This window comes from Spirosoma aureum, assembly GCF_011604685.1.
Lineage (GTDB): Bacteria > Bacteroidota > Bacteroidia > Cytophagales > Spirosomataceae > Spirosoma > Spirosoma aureum.
In genome coordinates this window covers 8,471,037-8,485,366 of sequence record NZ_CP050063.1, presented here as the reverse complement: position 1 = coordinate 8,485,366, position 14,330 = coordinate 8,471,037, and the positions used below count along the sequence as shown (strand labels likewise).

The window sequence follows — 14,330 nt, the reverse complement described above, 5'->3', positions numbered from 1 at the left end:
TTCTATGAATATGGATACTAAATACTTATACTCTACTTTTCTTGCTGCGAGCTTGCTTCTGGGGGATATCAAAGAATTCTATGCACAAAATAATATTCAATTTACGAATCAGAATGCATTTTTAGGCAATCTGGCAGGAGCTCAGAATACTACTGGTATTAACAATGTATTTGTGGGGTACAATGCTGGTCGAAATTCTACCTCCGGACAAGCAAATGTCTTTCTTGGAAGCCTTTCTGGTCAAAATACCACTACAGGCAATGGTAACGCCTTTATCGGTTATCAAGCAGGATATTCTAACACAACAGGTGGGAATAATGCATTTATTGGTTTTGGTGCGGGACTGTCTAATAGTACAGGAGCCAATAATGCGTTTATTGGCTACCAGGCAGGGTATACAAATACGATAGGTATTGATAATGCGTTTATCGGTACCTACGCTGGTCTGTCCAACACAACGGGCAGTGATAATGCGTTTATTGGCCATGCTGCAGGCACTTTTAACACCACGGGTACAGGCAACGCTTTTGTGGGTACTTACGCGGGTTATGCTAACACTACGGGCACAGGCAACGCCTTTGTAGGGATTCGAGCGGGCCAAAATACAACGACGGGGGGAAGTAACACATTTCTAGGGGGCGGTGCAGGTTATGGAAACACTACCGGTAGACAGAACACTTATTTGGGGCAAAATGCGGGCTACGTAGGTAACAATTCGGGGATTAATAATGTCTTCATCGGCTATGGAGCAGGGGTTAATGCTGCCGCCACGGTAGTGAGTAATGCTGCAGCTATTGGTGCCAATGCCATCGTTAGCCAAAGTAATTCGATTGTGTTGGGGAGTACAGGAGTTAATGTAGGCATTGGGACAAGTGCTCCTAACAGTCGGTTGGAGATCACTCAAGGAACAGCCAATCAGTCAGGTATACGATTGACGAATCTAACCAGTAATTCCCCCGCCAGTGCAACTAATCAATACAAGTTTCTAACTGTTAATACACAAGGTGATATTATACTGGGTAGCTTAAATAGTTCGGCACGCGAGGGAGCGGAAGTAGAATTATGGCAAGCTAATGGAGATTATTTACAGAATGTTAATTCAGGTGGAGTGATTATTGGCCATGAGGTTAATAAGAGACCTGTGGGGTATAAGTTGTATGTTGAAGATGGAATTTTAACTGAAAAAATTAAGGTAGCCGTAAAAAATACTGCTGACTGGAGCGATAAGGTTTTTCATAAAGGCTATGACTTACAATCCTTAGACGAAGTTGAACGATATATAAAGATCAATCAACACCTTCCTGGGGTTCCTTCTGCTAAAGAAATGGTCGAGTCAGGCAATGACTTGCACAAGACCGATGCTAAACTCCTAGAGAAAATAGAAGAATTGACGCTATATATGATTGAACTTAAAAAAGAGAATGAGGAGCTTAGACAGCAAGTTAACGTTCTTATTAAAAACGGGGATAAAAAATAGGAGTTATTTTTTATCTCTAGTGGTCAAAACTTGTAAGTTCAGTATGCCGCTAAACCCGACCATCTCACACCTATGAAGCCAGAAAAGCATGTGCTGCCACAAAATCAGGCAAGACATAGTCTTTTTTACCTAATACGATCTACACAAAAAAGTCCAGGCCGCTTTCTAGAAAGCAGCCTGGACAGAAACAGGTGATAGGAGCTAGTACTTACTTCGCGGGTTTCTTGAAAATAGAGTCGTCTATCTTATTGTTCACCAGGATTTTGTTGGTAACCATGGTGAGCGTACCCATCTGTGGATTGCTTATTTCCATGGTGTTGGCGAATTTAATACCGTCAACATCTTTATAGTCAGAAAAAGAAATTTCGCCATCCTGACCGTTCATCGTCGATTTTACTTTGCTGACCAGATAGGTAGTGGCATCAATAAACTCATCGATTGCCTGGCCTTCTTTGGTGGTCACTTTCAGATGATAGGCATCTTTGCCGTCTACTTTCTCTTTGCCAACCAGTTCGATCTTGTTGCCTTTATCTTTATAATTAACCAGTGGTCCAAATGGATCGAGCTGGCTTAGTTGTTGCTTAACCTGCTCTGCGGGCATATCTTCGGGCTCACCCGTGCCCTGCATCATGGCTGGGCGGATCATCCAGCCCGTGGTGCCTTCTACAACCTGGATCATGGAATTGCCCATCACCGACGATTCTGTTCGCAATGCTTTTCCTACAGATACCGTCGTTTTGCTGGGAATTTCCATTCCCTGAACAGAAATCGAGCGTTCTGTAACCAGGGTAGTGACGCCTTTCAATTTATCGATACCGCCCAGCGCAGCAATATGTTTGTCTACAATTTCGTCCACCGTTTGGGCATATGTGCTGACTGAGACGAAGGCGGCCATGGCAACGGCCAGAAGTTTGTTAGTTTTCATTAGGCAAACGTAATTTTATTTAATTGATGAGGTAAGGTATGTTGATAATGGATATTTACCAAAGGCCGATGTATAAGTGGCTGATGCTGACCGGCTATGATAGGCATGAGCCTATCATAGCCGGTTATGACCTATTGCCGGGGCGTTCCACCGCCGGTGGGGCTTCCACCCGCTGGAGCCTGCCCGCTTCCATCACTTTTTACATCATCATTGTTTACTGATTTGGCTTTTTTACGTGGGGCATCCATCGTCATCTTACCAATTTTGTAGGTAAACGTCAGGCGAATGCCCCGGTTGTAGAGGTACACGTCGTTTACCTGATTGAATTGCGGTGAATTGAGTACGGTATGAATATTGAACCGGTTCGAGAGGAAATTTTCGGCCGCAATACCTACGCTACCTTTCTTATTGCTGAAATCTTTCTTGACGCCGATGGTATAGAAACCAAAGCCTCCCTGCCGTCCCTGCAACTGCACCTGCGATCCCTGCATAAATCCGAATGCCTGCGCTCCCCATCCATTTTTGAACTGTGCCGAAGCAAACGTACCACCGCCAACGTTAAAACCTGTGTTGGTAAACTCTGTCGATGCTCCGTCGCTACCCAATGTCTGGCCACTCAGGCTGCTGTAGAATATATTTAAAAATACCCCAACGTTAATTTTTGAGGTTACGGCTACATTGGCAAACGTGTTGGTGCCATACGTATACTGACGGCCAATGTTCTGATAACTAGTGATGATGGCTCCTGCCAGCGTGTCGGAAGGCTGTCTTACCTGTGTGATGGCATTGTTTGTTACGCGCCCAAAGAAAGTAGCATTGATGAACGTTTTCTTGATCGTTTTACTTAATCCCAACTCAAAATTGTTGGTCAGTTCGGGTCGTAAGGTTGGATTACCAACCGTAATGTTCTGCGGGTTGGCGGCATTGAAATTAGGGTTTAACTGCTGAAGGCCAGGTCGTTGGATCCGACGGTTATACCCTAGTTTTACTGTAGTACCTTTAATGGTTTTTGACGCGTTGATACTGGGTACTAATACGCCATAATTGCCAATGCCGAGCGTTCCTCCTTCTTTAGTACTGGCGTCGATAAAGGTATGCTCATAGCGAAGTCCTCCTTTGAACGTATAGCGTTGCTTGGTGGTGTAGGTATACGATGTATAACCGGCTGCAATGTTCTGGTGGTAAAGCAATTCGCCCAGCGTACCATTGTTTTCGGTAGTGAAATTACCCGTAGGACCAGCTAATAGGTAGCGATAATCGCTGTTGACCTGCCGGATTATACCTTTTGCGCCAAACTCAATCAGCTGATTTTTCTTGATCGGTGTCTGGTAATCGGTCTGTAAGGTGAATTCCTGATTGACGTTCTTATTCAGGTTCTGTTGACGACCGGTCAGCTCACCGGAGCCATTGAGCAAATCAGCGTCGAAGTTATTGGTCAGATCATTACGGCTGTAAAGGGTCGAAATGCTCCACTCCTGCTGAGGCTTAAATGTATGCAGGTAATCGACATTGGCATCCACCGTTCCCGAGAGATTTTTTGAATCTACGTTTCGATTAGAAGTCGAGCCGAGTGTGCCGTTCGTAAAAAGCTGGGTGACCAAATCCTGCTGGCTGATCATGTTGCGCACGCCATAACGAATTCCTGCTGTCAGACTTTGATTTTTAGCCAGATCATAGTCAAATCCCAGGTTGTATTGGCCAAACAATCCCTGACTTGTTCCATCGCCGGTCTGGCGGGTTAGCGTCGAAACGTTGTTAACCTGGCTGGTCTGGTCGAGGTTGGTTTTGGTAATGGTGTTATACATGGCTCGGCCAAAGCCGCCCAGCGTAAAGCCTGCCTTTCCTTTGCGGTAGCTGCCATTCAGCGACAGCATAGACCCACGGTTACCCACGCCCGAATCAACGTTAAGGTTCAGACCTTGCAGGCTGTTCTTTTTCGTGATGATATTGATAATGCCGCCCGAACCTTCCGCATCATATTTAGCCGACGGACTGGTAATGACTTCTACCGTTTTGATCTGGTCGGCAGGGATTTGCTTGAGTGCATCAGCTACACTGCTGGCAACGATCGTGCTGGGCTTGTTATTGATCAACACCCGAATGTTAGAGCTGCCGCGTAACGATACGTTACCGTCCAGGTCCACTGTGAGCAGAGGCACTTTTCGTAGGATATCGGTAGCGTCGCCACCTTTGGCTGTAATGTCTTTATCGGCATTGTACACCAGTCGGTCAACTTTTTCTTCAATCAGCGCGGCCTGACCAGTTACTGTTACTTCGGCAAGCGTTTTTACACTGGAGCTAAGTTGAATCGTTCCTAAATCCAGGGTTTGACCGTTGGCTAATGTAACATTCTCTATCGTTTTATTGCGGAAACCGACAAAGCTGACCAGCACTCTGTAGTCACCTGCTACCAGCTTTGCCAGGGCGAATTTGCCTTTTTCATCGGCTACCGTACCATCTATGGCTTTGCCTGTGGTTTTATTATAAAGGGCAATACTAGCGAATTCGACAGCTTTCGCTTGCGCTGAATCCATGACGGAGCCAGTAAGTTTAGCACTACCTTTGGGACTTTGGTCACCCGCAGTACCAGGCAATGCCTTTGTTTGAGAGGAGCCACCCATCGTCGGAAACTGAGCCCAGGCAGGTGTTAGTAAACTGGCAGCAAGTAAAGTTGTGATAAGTAGTAAAGTGTGCGTTTTCATAGAAATGTTCTTGGACACTACAAAGGTGTAACGCAGTCTTGACGCCCGAAAACAAAAGTGGATGAAGGGGGGAATCAATCGGATAGACACCGGTTTCTTACCGACGAACGGACGAGAGTCAATCGCTCAGACAGTCTTTGAGGGGTCAAACCCAACTGAAAGAGACAAAAATGGCCGATTAGCTTAACCCAGCTCTGGTTAGCAATATGTCGTTGATGCTATCCAGATTCAGGGTCGTTATTTGGCTGATTAATAAGCTATCATGCCTGATTTTATGGTTAAAAAGGCGTTCCCTGCCAGTACTGATCACAAAGATTGATAAATGCATGAAAATATTTTTTTTGAGGAAAGTAGATTAGCAGACCACCCCACTTTCTGTGAAAATCAGATATGATATTTGTAAATTGGGCTTATTGTAATGACAGTGATCGAGCCTTCTTATCAATTGAATTTTCTGACCAGTGTATATCCTGATAATGTTGAAATAGTTTTTAAGTTCTTTCCAGGGTTTGTATAGAGATTGCTGAAAAAGGTTGATATTTTTATTGCTGGTTGATTTTACTTTTTTAATGTAACCCTACTAAATAGTTTACACTAAACTTTCATTTCATCAGATGAAAGCAGCCTATTCGGTTTCTCTCTTTGTACAGGGCATGCGCATTGCTCTTGCCATTTTATTTGGTGCCTTGGTACTGGTTACTATGCTAATCCTGCTACCAGGCTTTATTTTGATTCTGGCGTTGAGCTCTTTTGATCAGCGACAGGAAATTCTATATGGCAATGAACAGGTAGCCTCTATTTTTTCAGTTGATTCAATACCTTCTTCCAATTAACCTATTGCCAGCGCAGTTTGCGTTGTTGAGTCGGTCCTCGACCAACAACGGTATTTAGCAAGAGCAGTTTTATGATTCCCTGAGCTATGTGTACTCTCTGCCCAATGTAGGTTTCAGTACCATAGTATTGGCGCTTGACGCCAAGCACGATTTCCCTCCTCGCTTTCCGGATAATCCTTAATATAGCGTCAAAACGGCCGTTCGCTCAGTCATCCTTGCTTTCCCACCATTCATCAAGTCGTTAAACCGTTCCGGTAGTTTGTAATGCATAGTACCATCTAGTGCCTATATCTTTGTTTCACCAATCGGGAATAACCCGACTAGATTTAAAACTGAAACAAAAAACACATAAATCATGAAAACGCTCATCAAACCTCTGCTCGTTGCTTTCACGTTAAGCTTAGTTACTTTTTCTGCTTCATTGGCCGACGTAAATCCTGGTAGTCGTCCAGCGGCCGTGGCAGCTTATAAAACCGGTATTTACTCGACCATGGAAGGAAAACTACAGATTGCTCTTGATAAAGAAACAGGCGGTGCCGTCGATATTCGGCTGAAGAATGCCGATGGAAAAGTCTTGTTCTACCAACGCGTTGGCAAGAATGAAAAAACGTCACGCATCCGCTTAAATCTGAATGAACTACAGGACGGCGCTTACCGGGTAGAAGTGACAAATGGCGTAGAAACGTCTACGCAAGTTGTCACATTATCGACCCAACAACCTAGCGCCCCCAGCCGCCTTGTCGCAATCAATTAAGCTTCAAACTATTAATCCTATAAAAGCAATGACCAGCCTCTGAGGAGAGGCTGGTCATTGCTTTTATGAAGCATCCTGCATAAAAATGTCAGGGTATGATGCGTTCATAAACCGGTTTCCCTTTATCCAGATCAACACCAAATATCTCTATATATTGAACATGCGGAACCAGGCGCGACTTAGGGTCAAGTTGGACAAATACTTTTTGTAAACGTGCTCGCTCACCATTAATTAGTGTCATCGCAATGGGCTTGCCCTGATGTCGAATAACCTGGAGCGGATGTTTACGAAACGCATTCAGATTGATATCGTAAGCATCTGGTCCAGCGGTTGACGGTTTATGCGTATAGCCATAGGCCATCTGCCATTGAATAGGAGACAAGTCTTCCCGCTGCCCCTTTTCGGCGTAGCGAATCCAGTAGACTTGTAGTGGTTTGTTCGGGTCGAGCTTTTTATTGGCGGACAGATTGGCCTCGTAGACAATAGTGTTATTGTCTTTACTTCGCTGAATATAAAACAGATGGTTAGCTGAACGATGAGGTTGTGGAAATGAATCGCTTAAAGCCTTTGCGGGTAAGTATCCGGCCAGAAAAAGGGTAGTTACGAGTATCCAGGAATGTACTTTTTTCATGGTGTATAGTGTTAATGTAATCATCGCAGTACAGCACGAAGAGGTGTATCATATCCCAAAATCGTTTATAAACCAAGTTGAAACGATACTTTGATAGCAAACGGCGTTACATTCGGGTTTTGCCGATAGGTCAGCCGGTGCAACGCTTCGATACGTAAGGATTTCAGGATATTCTCGAAGCCATACCCTACTTCCACATAAGGCGTTTGCTGCAATGAGTGAACTGGCGGAAGCCGCTTACCCTTACTATCCTGCGTGGCTATCAGCTTGTAATTAGCCTCACTCAATTGCCCCCACAGCACGTTGCCCGTCATAAATGTGCGCCACCCCCAACGCCGGATTATGGGTAGACGATTAGTCAGTAATCCTTCAAACTTGTGCTCAACGGCAACCGATACATAGCGGTCACTGACAAACTCTGCGTAGTTCATCAGGTTAAAGGCGTTCTTATTATAAAACGGCGTTTGGTTCCCTAAATGTACCTGAAGCAACAGATAGGGAATGGTTGAGGGGCTATATCCGGCCTTGATCGTGTATTGCGTGCGCCCGAAAAGACCCCAGCGAAGGGTGTGGTCAACCTGCATTTGCAGCTTATGGTAACCGCTAAAGGTACGGCTCTGAAATGAAGCAGTACCCAGCGTATAGCGTAAGGTCACAATGGGCGCCGTTTCGGTCGGGCGACGACGAATTCGGCGGTTTGTAACACGCCGGGCAGGTAACCGACCTGGTGCATAGCGAGTTTCCAGAAATAATTCCGAACTCCGAAGATCTGTCATAGCCGTTGCTAAAGGTGCTGATTCACTGGTCTGATTAATCGCGAAGGGGAATAACAGATTCATAGACCGAGATCGAGCACCGACCGTTTGCGTAAAATTTGTTCCTAAATCGCGCTGGGCTGTTAGTGACATTTCGCGTTGATAATAGGCTTGTGGATAACGCCCGAACCGGCTGTTTATCCGGAAAAACGAGTTATCGGCTACATCTTCTATCCGAAAACCCAACTGTTCCAGATCATAGCTATGGCGTAGCGTAATGAGCGTCAATGGCTGTCGTTTAGGAATAAAATTGACTTCAGCGCCGGTTTTCCATACCCGATCACGCGTTCCATAAGCCCCGTAAGCCGAAAGCTGCCACGTACGGCTAAAGGTATTATTGGTTTGTAAGCCCATCCGAAACCGATGTCCTTCAACGCGGTTATACGCCCACATGGAAAATGCCGAACCGACATCGACCCCTCGTACGAGTGGCAGATACCCGCCATTGAGCACAAACTGAGCAGCTCTGGTATATGATTTCACAACAGGCAGGCTACGGACGGTATCCAGCATAGCGCGAGTCTGATCGTAGGTGTGCGATTGACTTGATTGCAGGCGCTGAGCCTGCCAGTAATCGGGTGTGGATTGCTCGCGGTCTTCGGCCAGATCAATGTCTACATTAAAAAAATCAACCGATTTCGGCTGGCCAACCAGTGGTTGCCGAACCGAGGTCGTGTAATCGACCGTAGCACCAAATGTATGCTTAACTACTTCACCGACACTAACTGTTAAGTGTGTTGTTTCGGGTAGCCAGGCATTACCCGAGTCATTGGCTAGTTCGTAGGTTTGATCGATATCAATTTGACGGATGAAATTGATGTTGGCTGCAGTTCCAACCTGGGCTTCGATCCGAACCAGGGCGTAACTGCGTTTATCAATCCACATTCGCCCCTTAAAAACCAGATCTCGTTCGTTCTTAGGGTCAAAATCAATGCCATAGCAAGTGTGCTGACCAATTTGTGTTGTGTCGGCCAGGAAGTAGGTATACGCTGAGCGTCCCCCTTCGGCCAGTGGCGAAATGAACTCTTTTTTGAACAGAATAACCTGATTTTGGTAGAAATTAAGCGTATTGAAGCCTGCGCCGGTAAACATCGCTACGAAACTATCGTCGGTAATGCCAACGCTGCTGATGTTCGTTTTTAGAATCTGCTCTTTCGTATGCTGCGGATTACGCCGGGCATAGATGTGCGAAACAGTTTCAGAAAAAAAGACGGGTAATACCGTGGCGGGTTTTCCGCCCTGTTTCTCTTCCAGCGCGCTCAGGATTGCCCGCACTGGCTTCCGTTGCCGGAAGCGTTCGGATAGTTGGTTGATCGTAATGGCGAGCTGGCTGTAGGCTTCATAGTCGTAGCCGCTCAACTGCCGGAAATCGTTCTGTTTTCGGTGAGCATTTATTTCTCTCAGGATACGAAACGCGGGGTTTTCACCGGCATGAACCACTACTTCATTGAGCAACGATGCAGCTGGTTTTAATGCTACATCAACGGTTTGCGCAGTAACAGCGACGTGTACTGTCTGGTAGCCGAGTGCCGTTACCAGAATCGAATCAACGGGTTGTCGTACTTGAAGTTTATAACGGCCATCGGCATCGGCCTGCGTACCAATGGGTTTCCCTTTTACGGCTATTGAAGCAAATGCAATCCCTTGCCCCAAACTCAGGTCGGTTATTCTTCCGGAAATAACCGCCTGACTAGTAGGTGTTTGTCCGAAGGTAGCTAGACATCCAAACAGGGCTATAAGAAACAGAATCTGACGAATCTGAACGAGAAAATGGATTGATCTGCGCTGAACGTGTATGATTTGGCAGGGATTATCATCCGATATTGAGAGTAGTTTACTAGCCTTCATGATGTTGTTTACTGGATTCCAGTACGGCTATGACTACTGAGATGCTGGTTCCCCCTATAGAAAAATAATTACTTGAGAAAACGGAGGCTCACTATGTTGGCCGTATGTTGATTGTTCTGCTGTCATGTATTGACATTGATAAGGCAAAGTTGTCGGGGCTGGCCTGATTAGAAAAGGGTTTTACGCACGAAGCGTATATTGTCGGTCTCTAACAGTTTGAATTGCTTACTGAGTTGTAATGCCCTGCCAATCGATTTCAGACGGGCAGGAGACGGAAATGAACTATCTGTATAGCCAGAATCCGTGCCTGAACGCATAGGTTCAGGCACGGATTCCTGTTACTGAGACGAAAGCCAGCTCGTTTTAGTTAGACTTGTGCGCTTAGACTGGCCGATTATTCCAGGGTTTCTTATCAAACATCGATTCCTTCTTTAGCACCCACCGACCGAATATACTTCGCAGCTTCCTGGTAAGCTTCTGAAGTTGCCAGGTGTTCCATCATGAGCGGAATGTCGTTAAGCTTACTAAGCTCAGTCAGATAAACAGCGTAGTCCATATGACCCAGGCCCGGCCTGCATTCGACCAGTTGTGGCGTATAAACATCTTCTTTGAGAATAATGTCTTTCCCATGGCAGCTCCGGATGTGTGGCCCAAGCTTTTTGAAACACTCTTTGATCAGCGCCCCATTGTTAAAAAAGACCCGAGGGCTATCGATGATGTTCATCGGATCGAGGTGAACGCCAAATTGCTTTTGGTTGATTGCTTTGATCAGGCGCAGGTAGGAATCGACGGAGTCCGGATAACTCCAGGGCATTAGCTCTAGGGCAAAATAGGTTCGGGTAGGCTTTACCTCCTGAATAATTTTCCGTGTGATATCGACAATTTGCTCGAACGTGGCTTCTGTAAGATTGTCTTTATGAGGGCCAGCCCATTGTGCAGGGTTCCGGGAGCCACTGATGTTCACGCAACAATTGGCACCGATGGCTTCGGCTAAAGCCAGCGAATCCACACATTTTTTTAATGCCGTTTGAGCAGTAGTTGCGTCAGTGCTAAGCGGATTGCTCCAGGCGCCTACTTCGGCAATGAGAATATTGGCTTTTTTGGCCGCCCCTTCGTATGCTTTGACTTGATCGGCGGGCGCATCTGTCTTTAGCGGGCAATAAGCGGCCCGGTAGCCTTGCTTCTTTAGCGCAGCAATCCACTCATCGGGTTGCTCATACTTGTCAAAAAGGGGGCCACCCAATCGGATGGAAGGCTTTTCGAACGAGAAGCTCGTTAAGGAAGACGTTAATCCAACGAGCGAAGCGGCTTGTATTGTTTTTCGGGCGAATGTCCTACGATTCATAGCAGTTCAAATTAGCGTTTATTGTTGCCCTATGCCCTTCGTGCGGCTGTCAATCCTCGAATTGTGGGGTTTTCACGATCCGGAAGATATACAAGAACTCATTGTTTACTACCGAAGCCAATAGCTTATCACTCTTACTGCTTAAGTGGCAGCCAGTTCAATAAGTAACACTTTATAATTACTCCGCCTGGCTGAATCCACTGATGTACGAGCCTCAATTCGTATAAACGCGAGAGCGGTGCCGGCAAACACTGGCACCGCTCCGAACAGGTATCCGTTTATTTTACAAGTTCCGGACGTATGGTTTTAGATAAATCAAAATCCTTGTCTTCTAAAATCTGTACGACTTCAACCAGGGATTCTGTATCTAAATCGTTCCAGCTGAATACTTCAATAATCTCCTGATCAACTACATACGCCATACCATGTTCGGTAAGGGCGTTAAAAACCTGTCCTTCGTATTCCCACTCATCTGCCAGAAAGACTTCAGATATTACCGCGCCGGTATGATCCTTAACCGTATTGCGGTATAACTGTGAAATAAGGGCGTTTACTTTTGTTCGGAATGTCTCAAGCTCATTAGTGAGCTGGTCAGTGTACGATTTCATTGTGATATAAGTCCATTAAAAGTTACTGGTAGATTATGGATTAGGCAGTGTACCTCACTTTAATAACCTAAGCTTCCTGCTTGTGACGAGATTCGGTTAAATTAGTATCAAAGTAATCACTATGTAAAAGTTGATTTATATGGCAACAATCGATCTTTAGACAGGCTAGCTTGCGAATGGGTAAAGTGACTGATAATCAGATAAATAACTTCAATGTCGATCTTGTTGAAAACGTCAGTTTGTCATTATACGAACAGCCTTCCCTGATTTTTGTTGATTAAACGGTCAGTTTTTGTTTGTATTACGGCAATAAAAAAACGCCAGAGCGGTATTCCGGCGTTTTTTATAATCCTGATGGTAACAATAACGTTGTATTTATTTTAGTAAGTTTAGTAGATACTGTCCATAACCGCTTTTAACTAACGGCCTGGCAATTTCTGCTAACTGACTAGCGTCAATAAACTTCATGCGGTAGGCAATCTCTTCAATACAGCCTATTTTTAAACCCTGTCGTTCTTCAATAACCTGCACAAACTGGCCAGCCTGCATCAACGACGCAAATGTACCTGTGTCGAGCCAGGCCGTTCCCCGGTCCAATACGCCGACTTTTAGTTTGCCCTGTTCCAGGTAAACCCGGTTCACATCGGTGATTTCCAGCTCGCCCCTCGGCGATGGTTTAATATTCCTGGCAATATTAACGACATCATTGTCATAAAAATACAAACCCGGAACGGCGTAATTCGATTTTGGTTGCTCGGGCTTTTCCTCGATCGAAAGCACATTGAACGAATCGTCGAATTCAACAACGCCATACCGTTCGGGGTCCTGTACCTGATAGGCATAAACTACACCACCATCAGGATCATTATTGGCCTGGAGTAGCTTGGACAAACCAGAGCCATAGAAAATATTGTCGCCTAAAACCAGCGCAACTTTATCGTCGCCAATAAACTCTTCACCGATAATAAACGCCTGGGCTAACCCGTCGGGGCTGGGTTGCACAGCATAGCTAAACCGACAGCCAATACGGGCTCCATCACCGAGAAGTTTCTCGAAATGGGGCAGATCGTGTGGCGTTGAAATAATTAGAATATCACGAATACCCGCTAGCATCAGAATCGAAAGCGGGTAATAAATCATCGGCTTATCATAAACTGGCATAAGCTGTTTGCTGACAGCCAGGGTAAGCGGATGAAGACGGGTGCCAGATCCTCCGGCAAGAATAATTCCTTTCATAATAGAGCATGAGGCACGGGGCAGAGAGCTGGGAATATAGGGTTAAAAAAGGCCCTGCTCCATGCTCCCTGACCCGTGCTATTAACGATTTGCGTACATTCCCTGATAATAAGACTGGTAAGCTCCTGAGGTGACGTTATCTAACCAATCCTGATTAGCCAGGAACCAGTCGACTGTTTTTTCGAGACCTTCTTCAAATTGAAGAGAGGGTTGCCAGCCCAGTTCATTCATAATCTTGTGGGCGTCGATGGCGTAACGCAGATCGTGTCCGGCCCGGTCGGTTACGTACGTGATCAGCTTGGCGGATGTGCCTACTTCGCGGCCAAGTTTACGGTCCATAATCGAACACAACAGGTGGACGAGATCAATGTTTTTCCACTCGTTGAAGCCACCAATGTTGTAGGTTTCCCCTAATTTGCCTGTATGAAAAACAGCGTCGATAGCGCGGGCGTGGTCTACGACAAACAACCAGTCACGAACATTCTCTCCTTTTCCATAGACGGGTAAAGGCTTGTTGGTCTGAATGTTATGAATCATCAGTGGGATCAACTTTTCCGGAAAATGATTCGGGCCGTAGTTGTTCGAACAGTTCGATAAAACAACGGGTAGTTTATAGGTGTTGCCGTAGGCCCGCACGAAATGGTCCGATGCAGCTTTAGACGCTGAATAGGGCGATTGTGGGTCATAGGCAGTTTGTTCGGTAAAAAAGTCTTCGGGGTTGTGAAGCGAGCCATAAACCTCATCCGTAGAGACGTGGTAGAATCGTTTTCCCTCAAAACTCTCAGATGCGGCTTTCCAGCTGTTTTTAGCGGTATTCAGCAAATTGACCGTTCCAACGACGTTGGTCATAACAAACGCCATTGGGTCAGTGATGGAGCGATCTACGTGCGATTCGGCCGCGAGGTGAATGACACCATCAAATGGGATCTCGGCGAACATATCCTCGAGAAATTTCGCATCGGTAATATCACCCTTAATGAATGTATAGTTCGGTGCGTTTTCGATATCCGACAGGTTAGCCAGATTTCCGGCATAAGTCAGTTTATCGAGATTGTAAATTTGATACTCTGGATATTTCGTGACGAATAGCCGAACAACATGCGATCCGATAAATCCGGCACCGCCCGTAATAAGAAGTTTCATTTTAATAGAGTTT

Annotated in this window: 11 protein-coding genes; 3 read left to right on the top strand and 8 right to left on the bottom strand. The window is 45.7% G+C overall.

Going from position 1 to position 14,330, the window contains the following annotated elements; all coding sequences use genetic code 11:
* Positions 1 to 4: 4 nt before the first annotated feature.
* Positions 5 to 1,477, top strand: coding sequence for a TMF family protein (locus tag G8759_RS33975; protein ID WP_232074052.1), 1,473 nt, complete (start codon positions 5 to 7; stop codon positions 1,475 to 1,477).
* Between the two features lie 208 nt (positions 1,478 to 1,685).
* Here G8759_RS33975 and G8759_RS33970 read toward each other — a convergent pair whose 3' ends face one another.
* Positions 1,686 to 2,402 carry an outer membrane lipoprotein-sorting protein gene (locus G8759_RS33970; protein ID WP_167218009.1) on the bottom strand — a complete coding sequence of 239 codons (717 nt, stop codon included), beginning with the start codon at positions 2,400 to 2,402 and terminating at the stop codon, positions 1,686 to 1,688.
* Between the two features lie 131 nt (positions 2,403 to 2,533).
* Positions 2,534 to 5,104, bottom strand: coding sequence for a TonB-dependent receptor domain-containing protein (locus G8759_RS33965; RefSeq protein ID WP_167218007.1), 2,571 nt, complete (start codon positions 5,102 to 5,104; stop codon positions 2,534 to 2,536).
* A 614-nt stretch (positions 5,105 to 5,718) separates the two neighbouring features.
* On the opposite strand from G8759_RS33965, the gene G8759_RS33960 reads away from it, so the two are divergent.
* On the top strand, positions 5,719 to 5,937 hold the full coding sequence (locus G8759_RS33960; RefSeq protein WP_167218005.1) for a hypothetical protein: 219 nt from the start codon (positions 5,719 to 5,721) through the stop codon (positions 5,935 to 5,937).
* 355 nt (positions 5,938 to 6,292) lie between these two features.
* Complete coding sequence (locus tag G8759_RS33955) at positions 6,293 to 6,691, top strand: T9SS type A sorting domain-containing protein (RefSeq protein WP_167218003.1); 399 nt, start codon at positions 6,293 to 6,295, stop codon at positions 6,689 to 6,691.
* Positions 6,692 to 6,779: 88 nt separating this feature from the next.
* On the opposite strand, the gene G8759_RS33950 is transcribed toward G8759_RS33955, so the two are convergent.
* The 6 genes from G8759_RS33950 to rfbB all read right to left on the bottom strand — a co-directional run bounded on the left by G8759_RS33950 (position 6,780) and on the right by rfbB (position 14,317).
* Positions 6,780 to 7,322 carry a DUF4833 domain-containing protein gene (locus G8759_RS33950; protein WP_167218000.1) on the bottom strand — a complete coding sequence of 181 codons (543 nt, stop codon included), beginning with the start codon at positions 7,320 to 7,322 and terminating at the stop codon, positions 6,780 to 6,782.
* A 65-nt stretch (positions 7,323 to 7,387) separates the two neighbouring features.
* Entirely contained in the window at positions 7,388 to 9,985 is a 2,598-nt protein-coding gene (locus G8759_RS33945) for a DUF5686 and carboxypeptidase-like regulatory domain-containing protein (protein ID WP_167217997.1), read from the bottom strand.
* A 412-nt stretch (positions 9,986 to 10,397) separates the two neighbouring features.
* On the bottom strand, positions 10,398 to 11,330 hold the full coding sequence (locus G8759_RS33940) for a sugar phosphate isomerase/epimerase family protein (RefSeq protein ID WP_167217995.1): 933 nt from the start codon (positions 11,328 to 11,330) through the stop codon (positions 10,398 to 10,400).
* A gap of 278 nt (positions 11,331 to 11,608) precedes the next feature.
* The gene (locus G8759_RS33935; RefSeq protein WP_167217993.1) at positions 11,609 to 11,938 is read right to left on the bottom strand and encodes a hypothetical protein; all 330 of its coding nucleotides are present in this window, start codon (positions 11,936 to 11,938) and stop codon (positions 11,609 to 11,611) included.
* Between the two features lie 375 nt (positions 11,939 to 12,313).
* The gene (gene rfbA / locus G8759_RS33930) at positions 12,314 to 13,174 is read right to left on the bottom strand and encodes a glucose-1-phosphate thymidylyltransferase RfbA (protein ID WP_167217991.1); all 861 of its coding nucleotides are present in this window, start codon (positions 13,172 to 13,174) and stop codon (positions 12,314 to 12,316) included.
* Positions 13,175 to 13,255: 81 nt separating this feature from the next.
* Positions 13,256 to 14,317: a dTDP-glucose 4,6-dehydratase gene (gene rfbB / locus G8759_RS33925; protein ID WP_167217989.1), complete on the bottom strand. Its 1,062-nt coding sequence runs from the start codon at positions 14,315 to 14,317 to the stop codon at positions 13,256 to 13,258.
* Positions 14,318 to 14,330: the final 13 nt, after the last annotated feature.